16 protein-coding genes are annotated in these 19,114 nt (G+C 38.2%); 4 read left to right on the forward strand and 12 right to left on the reverse strand.

Translation table 11 applies throughout. The annotated features are described in order from the left end of the window. Positions 1 to 14 precede the first annotated feature (14 nt). Positions 15 to 2,162: a DNA topoisomerase III gene (locus HZI73_RS17620; protein ID WP_212694690.1), complete on the reverse strand. Its 2,148-nt coding sequence runs from the start codon at positions 2,160 to 2,162 to the stop codon at positions 15 to 17. Between the two features lie 272 nt (positions 2,163 to 2,434). Here HZI73_RS17620 and HZI73_RS17625 point away from each other — a divergent pair, with 272 nt between their 5' ends. Both HZI73_RS17625 and HZI73_RS17630 read left to right on the forward strand, forming a co-directional pair. Further along, positions 2,435 to 3,316 carry a DegV family protein gene (locus HZI73_RS17625; protein WP_212694691.1) on the forward strand — a complete coding sequence of 294 codons (882 nt, stop codon included), beginning with the start codon at positions 2,435 to 2,437 and terminating at the stop codon, positions 3,314 to 3,316. 337 nt (positions 3,317 to 3,653) lie between these two features. Continuing rightward, on the forward strand, positions 3,654 to 4,619 hold the full coding sequence (locus HZI73_RS17630; RefSeq protein ID WP_212694692.1) for a calcium/sodium antiporter: 966 nt from the start codon (positions 3,654 to 3,656) through the stop codon (positions 4,617 to 4,619). Positions 4,620 to 4,763: 144 nt separating this feature from the next. Here the strand turns inward: HZI73_RS17630 and HZI73_RS17635 are convergent, their stop codons facing one another. Continuing rightward, positions 4,764 to 5,219 carry a DMT family transporter gene (locus HZI73_RS17635; RefSeq protein ID WP_212694693.1) on the reverse strand — a complete coding sequence of 152 codons (456 nt, stop codon included), beginning with the start codon at positions 5,217 to 5,219 and terminating at the stop codon, positions 4,764 to 4,766. Between the two features lie 32 nt (positions 5,220 to 5,251). Then, a complete protein-coding gene (locus tag HZI73_RS17640) occupies positions 5,252 to 5,674 on the reverse strand; it encodes a DMT family transporter (RefSeq protein WP_212694694.1) in 423 nt (140 codons plus the stop codon). 238 nt (positions 5,675 to 5,912) lie between these two features. Here HZI73_RS17640 and HZI73_RS17645 point away from each other — a divergent pair, with 238 nt between their 5' ends. Then, on the forward strand, positions 5,913 to 6,596 hold the full coding sequence (locus HZI73_RS17645) for a Crp/Fnr family transcriptional regulator (RefSeq protein WP_212694695.1): 684 nt from the start codon (positions 5,913 to 5,915) through the stop codon (positions 6,594 to 6,596). Positions 6,597 to 7,031: 435 nt separating this feature from the next. Here the strand turns inward: HZI73_RS17645 and HZI73_RS17650 are convergent, their stop codons facing one another. From HZI73_RS17650 to HZI73_RS17660, 3 genes are all read right to left on the reverse strand, one after another. Beyond that, positions 7,032 to 8,012 (reverse strand): helix-turn-helix domain-containing protein, encoded by a 981-nt coding sequence (locus HZI73_RS17650; protein WP_212694696.1) that lies wholly within the window; start codon positions 8,010 to 8,012, stop codon positions 7,032 to 7,034. Between the two features lie 141 nt (positions 8,013 to 8,153). Then, entirely contained in the window at positions 8,154 to 10,808 is a 2,655-nt protein-coding gene (locus tag HZI73_RS17655; RefSeq protein WP_212694697.1) for a calcium-translocating P-type ATPase, PMCA-type, read from the reverse strand. 291 nt (positions 10,809 to 11,099) lie between these two features. Next, positions 11,100 to 11,327: a DUF3892 domain-containing protein gene (locus HZI73_RS17660; RefSeq protein WP_330619574.1), complete on the reverse strand. Its 228-nt coding sequence runs from the start codon at positions 11,325 to 11,327 to the stop codon at positions 11,100 to 11,102. A gap of 356 nt (positions 11,328 to 11,683) precedes the next feature. Between HZI73_RS17660 and HZI73_RS17665 the strand changes: the two genes are divergently transcribed. Beyond that, positions 11,684 to 12,124, forward strand: coding sequence for a MarR family winged helix-turn-helix transcriptional regulator (locus HZI73_RS17665; RefSeq protein ID WP_212694698.1), 441 nt, complete (start codon positions 11,684 to 11,686; stop codon positions 12,122 to 12,124). 132 nt (positions 12,125 to 12,256) lie between these two features. Here HZI73_RS17665 and orr read toward each other — a convergent pair whose 3' ends face one another. From orr to ortA, 6 genes are read right to left on the reverse strand one after another with little or no spacing between them, the layout of a single operon-like run. After that, a complete protein-coding gene (gene orr / locus HZI73_RS17670; RefSeq protein WP_330619575.1) occupies positions 12,257 to 13,333 on the reverse strand; it encodes an ornithine racemase Orr in 1,077 nt (358 codons plus the stop codon). A gap of 47 nt (positions 13,334 to 13,380) precedes the next feature. After that, entirely contained in the window at positions 13,381 to 14,751 is a 1,371-nt protein-coding gene (locus tag HZI73_RS17675) for a GlmL-related ornithine degradation protein (RefSeq protein WP_212694699.1), read from the reverse strand. A gap of 36 nt (positions 14,752 to 14,787) precedes the next feature. Beyond that, complete coding sequence (gene oraE / locus HZI73_RS17680) at positions 14,788 to 16,989, reverse strand: D-ornithine 4,5-aminomutase subunit OraE (RefSeq protein WP_212694700.1); 2,202 nt, start codon at positions 16,987 to 16,989, stop codon at positions 14,788 to 14,790. Positions 16,990 to 16,991: 2 nt separating this feature from the next. Next, entirely contained in the window at positions 16,992 to 17,372 is a 381-nt protein-coding gene (locus HZI73_RS17685; RefSeq protein WP_212694701.1) for an ornithine aminomutase subunit alpha, read from the reverse strand. Continuing rightward, positions 17,372 to 18,784, reverse strand: a complete 1,413-nt coding sequence (gene ortB, locus HZI73_RS17690) for a 2-amino-4-oxopentanoate thiolase subunit OrtB (protein ID WP_212694702.1) — start codon at positions 18,782 to 18,784, stop codon at positions 17,372 to 17,374. Before ortB ends, HZI73_RS17685 begins: the two co-directional genes overlap by 1 nt. Then, positions 18,777 to 19,103: a 2-amino-4-oxopentanoate thiolase subunit OrtA gene (ortA, locus tag HZI73_RS17695; protein WP_246552200.1), complete on the reverse strand. Its 327-nt coding sequence runs from the start codon at positions 19,101 to 19,103 to the stop codon at positions 18,777 to 18,779. Before ortA ends, ortB begins: the two co-directional genes overlap by 8 nt. Between the last annotated feature and the right edge of the window lie 11 nt (positions 19,104 to 19,114).

The following is a 19,114-nucleotide window of genomic DNA, read 5'->3' on the forward strand; positions in this document are numbered from 1 at the left end:
TTACTTCAAAGATTTTATTGTTGCTCCTCCTGTTGCTTTTCTGCAATACGTTTCACATTCTTAATCTCAATACCCGTCTGATGATGAATGGCTAGTGTACCTCGGCATTTTTCTCCTGTTTGGGGTAATGTAATGGGGTAATCTTCAATTTTCTCTTCCTTTAATAACTGCCTCACCACATCTTCTTCTATGGTTTTCTTACCATAGCGTTCTAATGTATTCTTCCATATAGAATATTTACACCCATTACGCCATTCTGTGCAATAAAATGATTTACTGTTCTCTAGAATTTTACCTGTTTGACAGACAGGACAAGTGCCTATGCCCTTTACCTTTTTCTTTTTATTTTCTGGTATGGGCTTTTGCTCGAACTGCACCTTACCTTTGCTTCTACTTGCCGATTGTACCAGATACGCTACAAAACGTTCAATGCTTCCCATGAAACAATCGGATGCCATATTACCTTTATTGATGCTGGTAAGACCTTTCTCCCATCTTCCAGTTGTTTCTGGTGACTTTAGCTCATTTGGGACAATCTGAATCAGTTGACATCCTTTCTTTGTTGGTATAAGGGTCTTTCCTTTTCTTTTTATGTACTCCACTTGAAGGAGGCGTTCAATAATACCTGCACGTGTAGCTGGTGTACCAAAGCCTGATTCTTTTAATTGTTCTTTTAATGCCTCATCTTCTGTAAATCGTCCTGCGTTTTCCATGGCACTTAACAGAGAACTTTCTGTATAGGGTTTCGGTGGTGTCGTTTTTTTCTGTAGTTTTTCCACATCGACTACTTTTTTGACATCACCTTTTGTCAGTTTTGGCATAATCTGCTCTTTATCATCTTTGGTAGCTGTATAGAGGGCTTTCCACCCTTTGTCCACAATCACTTTACCAGAAGCTACAAATTTCTCTCCCTCAATGTCAAAGATAATTTCTGTGGTTTCATATTTATAGTAATCGTAAAAGACAGCTATAAAACGCTTAACCACTAAGTTGTAAATGTTTTTTTCATCCGGTGACAATTGAGCAATACGGGGTACCACATCTGTTGGAATAATGGCATGGTGGTCCGTCACTTTTTTATTATCAATGATCCGCTTATTAAAGGTTAGCTCCCCTTTTTGCAGTACCGGGGCAATTGCTTTATCATAAGGCGGGATATTAATTTTATTCATGGTGCTTTTCACTTTTGGCTTCATATCATCACTGAGATAACGGCTATCTGTTCTTGGGTAAGTGATGAGTTTACGTTTTTCATATAAGTCTTGAGCAATGGTCAGTACTTGCTTGGCTGTATAACCGTATTTCTTGTTACCATCCCTTTGAAGCTCTGTTAAATCATACAAAAGGGGTGGGGGCTGTTTTTTTAACTTCTTTGTGACCTTCTCAACAACACCGTCTTTATTCATAATCTTGTCCACAATTTTCTGTGCCTTATCTTTATCAAACAGTTTTGTATCAGAAGGCTTTTCATCAAACCATATGGCTCTGAAATCATCGTCAAATATGGCATAAACCTCTTCATAATCTTTGGGTACAAAATGATTAATTTCTTCATGACGGTTAACAATTAAAGCAAGAGTAGGTGTCTGAACCCGTCCCACACTTAATAAGACATTATTGGATGTGGTGTAGGCTCTTGTTGCATTAATACCTACCAGCCAATCGGCTTCTGAACGACATTTTGCACTATAATAGAGATTATCATAGGCTGTACCATCTTTTAATTGATTGAAACCATCTTGTATGGCCGCATCCGTCATACTGGAAATCCATAACCTTGTAAAGGGTTTTTTACAGTCTATATAGTCATAGATATATCGAAATATTAGTTCTCCTTCTCGTCCACTATCTGTTGCACAGATAATGGATGCCACATCATCACGCTTTAGAAGTCTTTCGATAATCCTCAATTGTTTTTCTGTTTTATGATATGGCTTTAATCGAATGCCCTCAGGTATAATGGGTAACTGATCATAACGCCATTTCTTATATTTCTCATCATAATCTTCTGGTTCCGCTAAAGTAATCAAATGACCTACCGCCCAAGTAATCACGTAATGTTGCCCTTCTATGTACCCATCTTTTCTAGAACTGCATTGTAATACTTTTGCAATATCTCTTGCTACAGATGGCTTCTCCGCTAGGACGAGTTTCTTGCTCATATCATCCATTCCTTTCAGCACTTTTTCTATGTAGCATTATAGCATATTCAGTGGACAATTACCAATATAGCCCATCCATGCAACCCATAAGCTATCAACTTTCATATCGTCACCTGCCCCTTCTCTTATCTAGTTTTAATAACCACCTAGAGAAATCCTTAAACCAGCATAAACACTAACGTAACGGGCATTCGTAATAATTAAGAATACATTTTATTATGAAATCTAATATGCTATAATATCCCATATAAAATCTATTGGAGGTTTGCTCTATGGCAAAATTTGAAATATTGTGTGATAGTGCCTGTGATTTGCCTGATGCATTAATTGAAGCAAATTCTATTGACATCATACCGTTTTACATATCCTTTGATCAGAAGAACTATTTACGCGAACGCGTTGACATCACATTGGATGAATTCTATGAGAAACTTTATCATAACTTTCCAAAGACGTCACTGCCTTCTGTTCAAGACTATATGAATAAATTTAAACCTTATGCAAAAGAAGGCAAATCCCTTCTTTGTATGACCCTGACTTCAAAATTTAGTGGTTCTTACCAATCAGCTGTTAATGCTCGTGAGCTCATTTTAGATGAATATCCAGAAGCAACAATTACTGTACTGGATTCTCGATTATGTACTGTATTGCAAGGCTTATTGGTTCTTCAAGCAGCACGTATGCGGGAAGCTGATTTAACACTAGAAGAAACTTTAGATAAAATAGAGGCACTCATTCCTACAGGTCGTATTATGTACACCATTGGGACCCTTGACTATTTGCAAAAAAGTGGTCGAATCGGCAAAGTAGGTGCTCTAGCAGGTAATATTCTCAAGCTTAAACCCATGATTATCGTTCGAGACGGCGAGTTACATCCCTATGGTACCATTAGAGGCCGAAAAAAATCCTTGAAAAAGGTAATTGATATGACCAAAGATCATTTTGACGAAACAGGTGACTCCCTAAGCAGTTATTCTTGGTGCATGGCTTATGGAGCTGAAAAAGATGAATCCCAGAAAGTAGTGGATCAATTAATAAACCATCTAAAAATACCATGTGATATCCCACTCTTTCGTGTTGGTTCCACCATTGGAACAAGCTGTGGACCTGATCCTGTAGGGGTTGCTTTTATAAAAAATTATGAAGCCGTTTAATAAACCTTGATTTCATAACCTATGTATAGTATAATTTTATTAGTTTAAGGGAGTAGCTTACAGCAATATGTTGTAATTAGTCGTCATGACGGTTGTAAAACCCGGCTGATTAGCATTTAATAACCTCACTTACCTATAAGGTTAAGTATGATTTAAATGATAGCGAGACTTTTACTGTGTTTTTATTACGGTAGGAGTCTCTTTTATTGTGTAAGAATATGTCTTGAATAGAATTGTGCCAAGCACCACATGATTATCATATACTACATGAACTGCTTGGTCATATATGACCTATCGTATGTTTCTTAATAATCTTTAACACAGGAGGATATGATTCATGAAAGAAAGTTTACCTTACTTATTATTTTTACTAGGATTCATCATGATTATTAAGGGAAGTGACTGGTTCATTGATGCTACCATATGGATTGCAAAGGTCTTACGTGTACCCAATATTATTATTGGTGCAACACTTGTTAGTATCTGTACAACACTGCCAGAAGCTATGGTATCCAGTAGTTCCGCCATCAACGGCAATGCAAGTATAGCATTTGGCAATGCCCTTGGTTCTATTGCATGTAATACAGGTTTTATTTTAGGTTTGACCATTATCTTATCTACACCTGCCATCCTTCAAAGAAAGAAACTTCATCGTACAGGGATGTTTCTTGTCTTCTTAATGGCACTGCTGACCACGTTTTCATTTGTATTTGGAGAAATATCCCGTGTAACAGGATTTATGTTCTTGGGAATATTGGTTCTATATCTCTATCATAACATAAAAGATGCCAAGATGAGTCCTGCTGAAGTGGCTGAAGACAAAGCCATTGCCATGACGAAAGGCATTATTGCTAAAAATACAATCATGTTTCTCGTCGGTATTACTTTAACGGTTATTGGGGCAGATTTACTTGTTAAAAACGGTGAAATCATTGCCCAAAAATTAGGTGTACCGGATATTATCATCGGTGTTACGTTAACAGCTTTTGGTACATCTTTACCAGAATTAGTCACTGCCATTACAGCTATTGTGAAGAAAGCTCACGATATATCCATTGGTAATGTATTAGGTGCTAACATACTTAATGTTATTTTGGTTATTGGTTTATCATCCAGTATCTTGCCATTTGACATACAGCCCAGTTGGTTAAGCTATCATATACCATTTGTATTTGGTATCGTTTTACTGCTTGTCCTCTTCTCTTTCTTAAATAAGAAGAAATTCAGAAGATGGAATGGTGTCCTCATGGTAGGCGCATATGCTGCATATATATACTTCCTTGTGACAGGAAACATGCTGTAAACAAGGTGTACACTTCATTGTAGTTTTAAAAGAACAACCCATCATATGATGTTTAATATGTTTTGAGGGAATGCATAATCTAACCTTTATGCATTCCCTCATATTTTAATTAAATTATTATGGAGTAATAATTTAACAAAACGACTAATTCATTTCTGATATCACTTCTGCTTTTTTATCACCTGATATATAGTATAATAAGCCTGCAACAATCAGTACACCACCGATAATTTTACCCTTTGAAAAAACATGAAGGTTTAGATAGTCGATTAAAATACCTGTTGTCATCTGACCTAGAAAAACAATCACCGTAACGTATACTGCGGATATACGATTAATCAAGAGATTATTCATAATAATAATAAATGATCCTACAGCTCCCCCCAGATAAAAATACCAAGGCGCTGAACTAAGATGCTGATATGTTAATTGTGAAAATGACCGATAAACGATCAAATAAAATACAAGTGAAGCCAATAAACCAACAATATAATTGGTCATCCCCGATTGTACCAATCCAACTTTTCGAGCTAGATGTCCATTTATTGAAATGGAGACAATCACCAATACGCCTGCAGATAGTGCCATGATAATGTACATGGTTCATCCTCCTCTATATACCCATCTATTTATTAGATAACGATCATAATGACAATGCCAATGCTCATAATGATAATACCCGTAATTTTCTTTAAGTTAAGGGGATTCACCTTAACACCTAATAAGCCAAAATGATCAATGATGGATGAGGCTATTAATTGTCCTAACAAACATAACCCCAAAGTCAAAGCTGCTCCTAGTTCAATGAAACATATGTTATTAAACGTTACATTGAAGATACCAATAAGTCCAGCAGTAAATAAAAATGGTGATAATCCTTTAATACTCACAAATTTTTCTCTTTTTACAAAAAAGATAATGGTTGTCCCCATAAGTCCAATGAGGTGAATCAATATTAAGGCTTCATTATTGCCTATGGATTCTGCCAATAAACCATTAAAAGACACCATCAAAGCTATTAAAACACCATTCCATATTGCTAACGCTTTATACATGTCGTTAATCTCCTCTTTTTATACTCATTTGCATAAATATAGGCTTCATGACCCCTCATGAACGTTATCGTAGCAGATAAATTCTTTGTAAAGTATTAACCCTATCCACTTAAAAATTAAATAACATGTTAAAACTTTATCCTATTTTATGCAAATGAGTATTTACATCTTTACCTAAATACGATATCATTTATTTGAACTAAAGTAATAGGACATATGTCATATGAGGTGACTTTTTTTGAAAATTTATAAGGACGACCACTTATTAGAAAAATATAATCGGCTTCATCATCTCTCTCAAATTATGGGTGAAGGTTATCGTGAACATTATGCGTTCCATGCTTATGATGCGGGAGAACTTATGTGTAAAGGCGGGGAGCCTGTCAACTATTTTTACATTTTTTTAAAGGGAAAGACGAAGGTCTACAAGACATCTGATGATGGACGTATTTTACTGCTTCAATTCTGTCATCCCATGACTAATTTTGGTGATATGGAATTGATTAATGATACGCCTTATCTGAGTTATGTGGAAGCTATAGACAATTGCTTATTATTGGCTTATCCTGCTAATTATATACAAAAAGTCTGTCTTGACCGAGCTGCTTTTTTGAAGTATGTTTGTTTGGATCTGAGTAAAAAATTTGATATAAGTTCTGCTAAGAATACTTACAACCTTTTGTATCCTTTAAAAAATCGATTAGCTGGGTATTTGGTGGAATACCATATGATTAATCCAACGAATGATGTGTTGACCCTTTCTGAGACGTATAAGGAGATTGCAGAGTACTTGGGGACAAGTTATCGTCACCTTTATCGGTGTTTGAATCAGTTTAAGGAGATGGGTATTATTCATGTGGATGGGAAGAAGGTTCGTATTCTTGATGTGGAGGCTTTGCAGGAATTGAGTAAGCTTGTGTAGCGGGTTTTGCGGAGTCAATTAATAGAGGATTGAGAAGAAGTGAATAGTTATAAGAGTGGACAACGGGAGTTGTGGTGTACGCTATATGCCCTTTATGCACTCTCGTTGCATTTGTTGCTTTTATTTGATTTATAAGGTATGGCAACAAGCTGCAAAAGTCGTGCATAAAGGGCATATAGCGTATTGTTTGTCGTGCCACGTCTTAGGTTGAAAAAACCGCTGTTTGGGATGGTGATGTTCTCTGCCTGTTGAAAGAGATAGTTAGTGCAACTTAGTGAACGCTTAATTATGGAACTTATTAAAAAAGGTATAATAAAGATGATTTTAACCTTATTTCATATCACTTATGATATAAAAAAAGTGACACTGGTTGATATGGCCTGTAGTCACTTCTTTTATTGAGATAGCATTTTTTCATTATCTTTGTTAATGTATTTAAATACCATCTTTTAGTTTTATAGGAAAATATCGTTGCATTTGTTTATAGCCAAGTCCTTTTTCTATGTCTTGATAGGCAGCATCTCTTCCATCTTCATATATATAAGGCATGTTAAACATAATATTGCGGTTTTTGTCAAACTCAAAATTTGTGTTTTCAATCCATTGACCAACTTTATGTTCAACTTTATGTATGCTCTCGTTATCTTCATCAATACTGACTGCCATGGCATATAAGCCTCCGGGAAAATCGTATAATTTAAAAGGACTTACATCGTCATTGGTCACACCATCTTTAACGGCACATATCCATTCAGCTTTGTCATTTTTAGTAATCAAGAAATCGACACAATCGAAAATCACAGGCTTATACAAATGATAATACTGCCATAGTTGGTACATATATCCGCCTTCTTTAAACATGTCTTCAAAGGGTTGGTCACCACAGGTTACTGCTTTGAATTGGGGTATACTAACGACCATTATATCAGGGATTTTCTTATCTAATTTTTCCGTTATTTCAATTAAACGGTTTATATTGGAAGGCTTGCCAATATATTCAGTGTTGACCAAATGTGTTTCAATGTCTTTGGCTTTGTTGTACAGCAGTTTTATGTCGGTATTTTCTGCAAAGTTCACTTTTTCTAATTCTCTTATAAAATCCAGCACGATTTCTTTCAACTCGTGTAGAAGCGAAACTTCATTGTCTATACTCTGTACTTTTTTACCCAACACTTCTAATACTACATCGGAACCCGAAGTGTTGAAAACACGTTGAATGTCTTTTATGCTAATATTCAGCTTACGTAAAATGAGTATTTGTTCAAGCCGTATAATAGCATTCTCGTCGTACATTCTATATGCGTAATCATCACTTCGGGTGCTGGTCAGCAATCCCATGTCTTCATAATAACGTAGTGTACGGGCAGTAATATCATATTTGCTTGACACATCTTTGATTTTGATTAGGTTGTTCATTTGTCTCGTCCTCTTTTCTTGATTACATGATGCATTTTAGTTTAAAGTATTCCCTAAAGGAAGAGTCAAGATGGTAATGCCATTTTTTATGGAAAAAATATAATGTATGTCTGCTAATTTAACAACTCTAATATTTTACATTTATTTCTTTGCAAACTTGGCTAATTCTCCGGTGACGACTGGAATGATACCTAATCCTACGGCTACGGCTAATTGATTGATGCCTATGGTGTAAGTGCTGAATATGGGTTGTAATAGGGGTACATACACCACAATAAACATCAAGAGGATTGCAATGAGTACGGAATAGTTTAAGTACCTATTGCCTAGGAAATTCATCCTAAAAATGGAGATGGTTTCTGAACGAGCTGAGTAGGCACGAAGCATTTCACCAATAATCAGTGTGATAAAACAAAATGTTCGGGCAATGGTCAGTTGCGTATCGCTGTCCACATCACCTGCAAGGGCAAATCCTAACTGATACGATACCAGTACAGCAATGGTAAGTCCTATACTTTGAAAAGCCAATGCAATGCTCATGAAGCGGTCCACAATGGGTTCTTTTGGGTCTCTTGGTTTATCATTCATGATGTCTTCTTCACCTTGTTCAAGACCCAATGCAAAGGCTGGGAATGAATCGGTGATCAGGTTAACCCATAAGAGCTGAATGGGTACCAAGGGTACAGCCCAACCGGATAACATGGCAATGAAAATGATTAAAATCTCTCCGATGTTACAGGATAATAAGAAGCCCACGAACTTACGGATATTGCTATAGATGATTCTGCCTTCCTTAACAGCGTCCACAATGCTTGCGAAATTATCGTCTGTAAGAATCATATCCGCTGCTTCTTTGGAGACATCTGTTCCTGTAATACCCATGGCGATACCAATATCTGCTTTTTTGAGGGCTGGAGCGTCGTTGACACCATCTCCCGTCATCGCAGCAATGTCGCCATTGGCTTTTATGGAATCCACTATCCTCACTTTATGTTCAGGTGAAACCCTTGCAAAAACGTTGATTTCTTTTACTTTTTCTTTAAAATCTTCGTCCTCATAATCGTTAATATAACTGCCTTCCATGGCTTGATTGTCATGGTCAATAATGCCCAATTCTTTGGCAATGGCACTTCCTGTGGTTATATGGTCACCTGTTATCATGACCACGCGTATTCCTGCTTTTTTACATAGCTTTACAGCTTCTTTTGCTTCTTCACGAGGAGGATCAATCATTCCTGTTAAGCCAACAAATGTTAAGTCCTGCTCTTCCTGTTGTAACTGAGCATTTTCATCCACTTCTTTATAGGCATAACCTAGAACTCTAAGAGCATTCTTGGCAAAGTTTTCATTCTCTTTACTGATATTTTGCTTCATCGCATCTGTAAGGGGCTCTCGTACACCATTAATCATGATGTGGGTACATCTGGATAGAGTAACGTCAGGGGCACCTTTTGTAAACATGGTGTGCTGTCCATCAATGACATGGAGTGTGGACATTAACTTACGGTCAGAATCAAAGGGAAATTCTTGCAGCCTTGGGTACTCTACACTGAGTTTATCTTGATCGTAGCCCACTTTTGCGCCCATAACGATAAGTGCACCTTCCGTTGGGTCACCAATGATCTCCTGGTCTTTTAACCTTGAATCATTACATAATACACTTGTCATTAACATTTTATCTAATGATGCGATATCTTTATCAGGTCCTTTTATGGTACCTTCTGTTTTATACCCTGTTCCCGTCACATCCCAATGATCTGTGCCATCAAATACTTTCACAACCGTCATTTTATTTTGGGTGAGTGTACCTGTTTTATCTGTACAGATAACGGTGGTGCTTCCCAATGTTTCTACAGCACCTAAGCGTTTCATAATAGCATGCCGTTTAATCATTTTCTGCATCCCCATAGCAAGAACCACTGTTACCACAGCGGGTAATCCCTCAGGTATTGCAGCAACCGCTAAGCTGACAGAGGTCATCAACACTTCTAACAAAGGTTCGTCTCGAAGAAGACCAAGAATAAAAATCAACACACACACAGCAATACAAACAATCCCTAGCATTTTACCAAAACTGTCTAATTTCTTTTGTAATGGCGTTACTTCTGTTCCTGCTTCATTGAGCATGCTGGCTATTTTACCAATCTCTGTATCCATTCCTGTACCTACGACAATACCTTTACCTCGACCATATGTAACGATTGTACTCATGTAGGCACTATTTTCCCTATCCGCTATATGTGTTAATTCCTCTAAAACACGTTTTGCATCTTTTTCAACAGCCACGGATTCACCTGTAAAGGCTGATTCATCAATTTTTAGATTCACACTTTCCACTAAGCGCAGGTCTGCTGGTACATAATCCCCTGCTTCAAGTATGACCACGTCACCTGGAACTAATGCTTTTGAATCAACAATGGTTATTTTGCCGTCACGGACAACTTTGGCCTTTGGAGCTGCCATTTCTTTTAGTGCATTCAATGCATTGTTGGCTTTATTTTCTTGAACAATGCCAAGAACTGCATTGAGTATAACAATACCAAGAATAACAATACCATCCACCACTTCCCCTATAGAAATGGACAATACACTAGCTGCTATCAAAATAATGACAATAAAACTTTTAAACTGTTCAATAATCATCTGTAACATAGAAGGACCTTTATTTTCTTTTAAACTGTTAGGACCGTATTTATTAAGATTTTCATCTACTTGGGGGCCTTTAAGACCGCCTTCTATGTCCACATTTAATGCCTTTGCTGCATCCCCTGCATCCATGGAATAATATTTTTTCACACTATATCCTCCTATCTATTTCTGTTTCATTCTACACACTTCTGAATGATGTTAAACATTTTAAGTGAGTCTCTATACGATAATACCAAATAATCCCACAAAAATAAAGCCGTTTTGTCAAAATATCTTCTAACATTATTCTGTTCAAGGCCAATGAAAATTATGTACGTTTCCTATCATCCCTTTGCTATACAAAAGTCATGAGCCCCCTCTTTCAATACAATTCTCCATAGGATAAAACAACCGTATTAAGCTGTTACACTCAATACGGTTTCATGGTTCTTTTTAGATTTAGAATAATGGTAAGTTATCTAAGTTATTATCCTCTTTACCATCTGGGTCTGCTCGAAGAAATTCAATGCCATTTTTTGCTTTCCCTACGTTAACGCCTTCTATTTGTTCTTCTCTTGTCATACGAATAGCGTCATCAATGGGATAGGCATTACCATCATTGAGCATCACATCTGTTATTTTACCTTCACCATTTTTTCTTACTTTTGTAATTCTAGCTTTTTCCATTATATGCCTCCTTGATTCATAAGTTATAGTAATATCTTTTGCATATATTGGAAAAATATGCACGGATTGAAGAAATCTTCAAACAAAGCAGAAATCAGAATCTTGTACAAATATTCTTTCAAACCAATAAAGGTTCTTGTCATTAATGAATAAGTCACATTGGCAACATTTGTTATATATGCATGTTTATCCTCTCTAATTTTGTGTAGATATGATAAACATGTACCAAGTAAATAAATGGCAACCTTATATATTTTTGGTTAATATGTAAATCTTCTACTTTATTTTTAGAGCATGTTCCACTATAATGAATGAAGGGATTGAAACATGTTTTATACACATCTCTATTATCGAAAGTGGGTGAGAAATCAATGTTCGATATTGAAGATTGTGTAGGCTTTCAAATAAGTAACGCTGCAAAAGTAGTGGAAGAGCATGTGAATAATAAAATGATGTCACTAGGTATTACACGCGTTCAATGGATAGCACTTTATTATATTGGTTTAGAAAAATCCATTAATCAAAGTTGTCTAGCCAAAAAAATGCGCATCAAAAGTTCAACAGCTGCACGCTTAATTGACAGAATGGAACAACATCATTATGTTAAAAGAGTTAAGAATACTAGTGATAAAAGGATCATACATCTTCAAATAACCAAAAAAGGTCGCATGCTAAGGGAACATCTTCAGGGCATAGCACAAATGACCACCGATGAACTGAATAACAAAATTCCCGTAGAAGATTATATGACGTTTATTAACATTTTAAAAAACATCATAGACAGTACATATTATTAATAGGACTTTGAAACCTATACAAAACACTACATAGGGCTTAGCCCACAGTTGCAAGTTGTTGAACCGTACATATGACTATAGGGGCTATCTTATCAAATCATGCATCATGTTTGATAAGACAGCCCCCTATTTCTATTCATTACTCACATACACTTTATTGATATACGCTGATGTAAACAAACTTAAAACACTGCCATATGAAACAGAAAAACTGATAATATCACCTACTTGGTACTTCTTACTGGCATCTGTTACATCCAGTATCATGTAATCACTGCTGCCACCAAGAATCTTAATGTCTTGATCTAAAGGACGGATATCATCTGGATTCACATCTTGTTTCCCGATAGCACATATGGCTTTCTGACGCATACCATGGTCTTCAAACGTTGGCACATGACCAAAAGCATCCATACCAATAACACCAATAGGGACGGAAGGCTTTTCTTGCAGTTCTACGATTTCACATTGTAAGATCATAGTATCTTGTGACGTGCCCTTAATCTTAAGTCCAAATGCAGTTTCTCTTCCTAGTACAATGGATTCACCTAATCTTAATTGATTAATGCCTTCAGGTATCTTACCTGATTCCAATAAATAGATACTACTGGAATTACCACCTGATACAACCTTCAAAGGTATGTTGTATGTCTTCTCAATATATGATCTAATGGCCAAGAGCCTTTCCAGATTATCTTTATCTGGTAAAATACCACCGTAGCATGTAAGATTTGTTCCTATACCGATTAAATCGATATACTCCATGGAAATAACAGACTCTACCGTTCGAATTAATGTCTCCTCATCAAAAATACCTTCTCGAAGATCACCTAAATCCACCATAAGTATAATCTGATGGCGCTTTTGCTTTTTAGCAGCTTCTTCTGATAAAGCTCGAATGATACGAAGTTCAGAATTAAGGGTAATGTCCACATGTTCAATAATGGCTTCAACCTGACTAAGCATGGGTAAACGTAATAAGAGCTTAGGTAAATCATAAGATTTCAGTTTTATTAAATTTTCTATCCTTGAATCACCGATTATGCTAATACCACCAGCAATCATTTGTTCGACGATTTCTTTTTCTGCACAAAACACTTTTGTGACGCCCACCACATCAATATGATGTCTATGACACATATCCACGATGGTTTGTGTATTGCTTCTAATCTTATTTAAATCTATTTCTATTCTTGGATAACGCATCATAACCTCCCATCATAACATGACTACTAAGCTTTGATTAATGGAGCCATTCATCCTATCATATCTATACTCTGTAATAATAACGTCAACGCTTCTTGTGGGTACTTTTTTGACATAACACCTAAAGAAGCCATAATGTATAAACGGTCAACTAAAATCTGAACATCTTGAGAAGGCAATAACTCATCGCCCTTACCTTTCAGCATGTTTTGTAGTATCTCAACGCCTTCTAATCGCGTTAGAGCACCGCCTGTACCTATCACATATTTTACATTGGTTAAATCCTTACCTTCTGCAATGGCTTTTTTACCACTGGGACCATAGAGATAGCGTATTTTCCCTGCATGCCTTTTAATGGCAGTGGTACTGGCCTCCAACGTTAAGTGTCGAATAAGTGCTCTCTCAAGGTCGGTTTCTGGTATCGGTTTGTAATGGGCTATCAGACCATCCAAAGCATCTTGAGATATCTTCATCCTCCGCTCCAACTCATCTCGGGATACAAGATTAATAACATTGTGCACGTTGACATAAACACCCAAATCGCCTTCTACGGTACGTTTAGCCATGGGTTCTGGGTGAATAAGAATCCGAGCAATTTCCTCGCTGCCTAATGTAACTGAATGCACATCTGTGGTAGCACCTCCAACATCCACCACCACCAAGTCACCAATGGCTTGTTCCAATAACTGAGTAGCTTTCATGACAGCTCCTGGGGTAGGCATAATGCTTGCATTAACTAATTCCCGTACTTTTTCCATACCAGGTGCTTTGGTGATATGTTCTTCAAAGACCTCTTGAATCTTGCGTCTTGTGGGCACCACATTAAGCATATCAATCTTAGGGTATACATTATCGACGATATATACCTGACGCTTTGTCTCTTCAAAAATGAGTTCAATCTCTTCCTTATTCTGACAGTTTCCAGCATAGATAACCGGCGTATCCTTCAAAGCTTCTTGCTGAACCAGTAGCTCTGCATTATAGAGAGCTGTGTCCCGTTCACCATAATCCACACCACCAGCCAGCAAAATAATGTTAGGTTCTATTTCTCGAATACGCTTTAGGTCAGTCCGCCTTAATTTACCAGAGGTAATGAATTTGATATTGGCGCCAGCCCCTAGAGCCGCTTCTTTTGCCGCTTTAACCGTCATATCGTGAACCAAACCATGAACGGTCATTTTCAAACCGCCTGCTGCACTACTGGTGGCATAAAAAGCATCATATTCCAGCTGTTCTGTTTTAAGTTTTTGTCGAAGGTCATCAAAGGCTCTTTTTAAACCAACAGTTACATCCCCCTGAGTAACTGTTGTATAAGATTGCCCTTGACCGACAAAGCGGGGCTCTTTTGTCCCCATTCCCATAAAAGCATTAACAACGGTTGTTGTGCTACCTATCTCTGCTGAAATAATATCCACTTTCATCCATTCATTACCTCCCTTCTATAGGCTATAACACCACTATTTTTTATAATGCTTTACCATAAATGTAGCCACATCAACACCCTTGGTACCTCTGCCAAAACCTGCATCCATACCATGCTTCACTGCCAGTTCTGGCGTTACCTGTGTGCCGCCGCAGATCAGAATAATATCATCACGGATACCTTTTTCCACACAATAATCATGAATCTTTTTCATGTTTTTGTAATGGACCTCATCATGGCTGATAATGGTTGATGCTAATATGGCATCTGCATTTAGCTCAATGGCTGCATCCACTATTTTTGCAACGGGTACAGATGTGCCCAGATAATGACACTCGATGCCATACTTCTCTATACCACCATGCTTAATATCCAAGATCTCACGAAGACCTACTGAATGTTCATCTTCACCGATGGTTCCAGCAACAATCTTCAGAGGATGCTCTTTAACAAATCCTCGAATTTCCTCGTCATCCATCATTACAGGCTTAGGTGGTATAACAAGGTCATTCACATCGATACTAAAGGGCACTTTGCCTTTGATTTCAACACGTGTGCCTTCTGCTTGCTGCATGACTTCCTTATGAATCACTTCTACTTCTTCCAGATTCATTTTCTTGCCAAATTCCACCGCTGCAAATTCAGCTGTACGTTCATCGGTTGGCAACATCATGGTTATAAATACGGTACCATCTGCCATCCATTCCATCTCTGGCTTGATTTTAGATGTTTCTCTGAATTCTTTTTTGGCTTCCATCCGTTTATAGACATTATCTTCTTCATCTAATTCATCAATGTATACAATCTTACTTGGGTCTTCTAATGTACAACCGTCAATTAGGGAAGCTGGGTCATCTACGGCGTGCTCATCATATTGAGCCACATTGTTATAGCCAAAAAATGCTGTCACTGGTGCCATATAGTCCTCATCACGGCTAAAAACAGTTCCTGCACCTATTCCACCATCCATCTTTCGAGCTATACCATCATCATTGCGCTCTGGATATTGGCCTGAATCCACAAAAAATCCAGCTTCAACTGCTTCAAAATAGCCTCCATTGTCTAGAATTTCTTCCATGAATAAGACGGCTCTTTCTTTTAGCTCTCTGATTTTCTCAGGTAGGAATCCTTCTTGTCGTTTAAGGGCAACCATGTCCATGAGACCATCCATACCAATTAAAGCCTGCTTCGCTGTGTTGGTTCCCTCTATGTTGTAGATGTGCCATGGTACATTACGACCTTCGTCTGGTGTAATAGTAGATTGTATATCAGCACTGGTTAATTTAGAAATTAATAAATTAAGGGTATGGGTGACCGTGGCTTCTCTTGTGGATGAACCCATATACTTGGTGTTTTGCTGAGCTCTTAGCTTATACCCTTCAAACAGCTCTCTAAGGGCTATGGCATAAGGTAAATCTAACTTCATACAAGGTGCCGGAGGTGCTGTAGGTGGTACAGACGATAAACAAATATTCTCTTTCTTCATGCCGCACTTTAATGAGAAGATGGCATTGAGACCATGTTGTACCATGAGCTCAGGCATAACTTTCCATGCTTCTATAGCGGTTGCATTGGCATTATGTGCACCGTCAATCTGCGCCATATCTGCCCATGCCATTGTCGCCTTTGCATTGGCTGCATCCACGAAAGAACGTACCATGTTAATGTTACGATAGAGCACATTGTACTGTGGGTCCTGATGGGCTCCATTCACCCCTTCTTCTGCAAACATAACGGCGATTTCTGGCCCTGCTACACCACTGACATAAGAATGATAGTTAATGGGTCTTCCCACTTCATCTTCAATATAATCCAATGCTTTTCGCTGTGCTCTTACTTGTTTTCGTGTAATGGGTATACCCCCAATACCTTGAGGTGTGCCTTCAATTAAACCATCAAAATGACTCTGTCCTGCTGTACGAATGACCATAAGATGGTCCGCACCATGCCATGCGGCCATACGCATACGTCGAATATCATCTTCGAATCTACCAGATGCTATCTCTGTGGTGATGACACAATCCGGTTGAGGGTCAATGTCATGAAAATAATGAGCAGCAGGTAGTGGCTCGCTCTGCTTAAGACTTGCACTGGTATCCGAATAAGTAAATGCGCCAATTTTACGTTCTTCGCCCATACCTTCCCGCCAATGCCAGCCCTTTCTGCGAGGTACATAATGCTCTAAATCCTGCAAGATATAACTTATATCCAGTTTTTCATTAGGTTTTAGTTCCATGCCTACTTTCCTCCCTCAAATACTTGTTCTAAATGAGCCCATAGCTCTTCGTCATTATTTGCTAGTCGCATACCTGCATCTCTTATCTCAATATCTTTATCACGAGCAGCACGGTAAACCAGATGTCCTGCTCCTTTTCCTATAAGATGGCTTCTTTTATCCATAATTGTGGAAACAATGGCTTTGGATTCAATACTTGAAAAACCCATGCGAAGAAGAACCGATCGCTCAATGGAAGGGGACGTATTGCTTTTAGCCATGTCAATCATGGGGTCCACAATCTTACCTGCAAGCTCCCAGAATCTCTGTTCTAATGCTTCTTCTGTTAAGCTCTCCAAATGTTTTCTCCTTGATTCATAATCATCCAACCGACTCTTACCCATCAAACTCCTCCTTCTTGTTGTAATGCATGTATCATGTTGTGTACTGTTTCTATGGTCATCTTGGTTTCAGCAGCAATATATTTGATTTCCTCATCCGTAAAAGTCTCTTTCCATACATGTTTTAGATAGGATTTTCGAAGCCTATCCATTTCCAGTTCTTTTACCTGAATCAAGCTCGGATGCTCAGGTAGGATAATATTCTTACCTGGAATCTGATCAATAGGATTGCCTCTTTCAACCCGTATGCCATTCTCTTTTGCAAACGTCAACTGTGCCGCTACATGCTTACCTGCTCCTGTGTACTCTGTTTCCTGTACCACAATCATCTGATCGTCATCCATCTGGGATGCCAGACAAAAAGCTGCTGTAATGGCGGTATTGCCTGCCGGACCTCTTTCAAGACCTTCAACCATGGCCAAAGCTTCTGTCATATAGAATACTTCTCCTTGGGATACGGTCACATACCGATCCATGTAACGTAATGGTCTAGCCGCCGACCTTGGCACATCCGATCTATCCGGGTTCGTGGCAAAGGGTACACCAAAACCTGTGTGACCTGTTGTAAAGGACTTTCGGTTAAACTGCCCATCACTGGCCATATGCAAACCTTTTAAGTCCACACTAGCACCAACAATGGTGGTATCTTTCGCCCCAGCTTTTAGTAAGCCTCTAGCTGTTCCTGTTAGATTACCTCCCCCAGCATTGGTCACAATGACCATATCCGGGTCTCTGCTTTCATGTTCACGGAACCACGTGGCAATCTCATACCCCAGTGTCTCAACACCCGCAATACCAAAAGGTGTATAAAGGGATGCATTAAAATACCCTGTATCTTCAAGTGTTTTTAAAAAGGTATAGAATAACTCAGGACCAACGGTTAACTGAATAACCTCCGCGCCATAAGCTTCGCACTTACGGGCTTTTTCTATGATTTCAGGCTGACCTTTTTCTTCACTGTCATAACATTCTTGAATGATAATGCATTTTAAACCTTGCATGGCTGCTTGACTAGCAACTGCTGCCCCATAATTACCGCTGGTTGCAGCTATAACGCCTTTGTAACCCAGTTTTTTGGCATGATAAACAGAAACGGCTGCACGTCTTGCTTTAAAACTTCCTGAAGGATTCGCCGCTTCATCTTTTAGAAAAATCCTTGCACCTTTTCCTTTACCACCGATTATTCGGGCAAGCTTCGTTAAGTTTTTCAATGCATAGATAGGTGTCTCTCCAACATTGCCATTTCTTTCAATGGCTCTTACTTGGTCCAGACTATACCCTGTCTTTCTCATCATTTCTTCATAGTCAAAAACAATGCCGTCTTTTTCAAACTCAGCATAATCCATACCCACAGCATGTTTCATAATTTGATTTTTTCTTGCCATAACCCCTGCATAACTGTTATCTCTATTCATGGTGGTCACCTCCTAAAATATCTCTAAGCTGATGACCAATATAACTCAGTTCTGGCACATACGCACCATAAGTATGCTGGTAGCTTGGGTTAATGGCTACCAACGTCCCTTGTAATTCTCTGCCTATATATGTTCTGATGGTAACTGTATCATTTATCTTAGCTTCTTCATCTAATAAAAAGCCTTTTACCCACATGGTCAGTGGGCATTTTTTTGTATCCTCTGGTAGATGCTCTGCTCGCTGGTGAGGTTCCAAAACCGTGTTGGATATTCTTATCCAATCGCCTTTTCTTGCTATAGTCTCAACGATTCTAATCACCGTCCTTCATG

This window comes from Vallitalea pronyensis (genome assembly GCF_018141445.1).
Taxonomy (GTDB): domain Bacteria; phylum Bacillota; class Clostridia; order Lachnospirales; family Vallitaleaceae; genus Vallitalea; species Vallitalea pronyensis.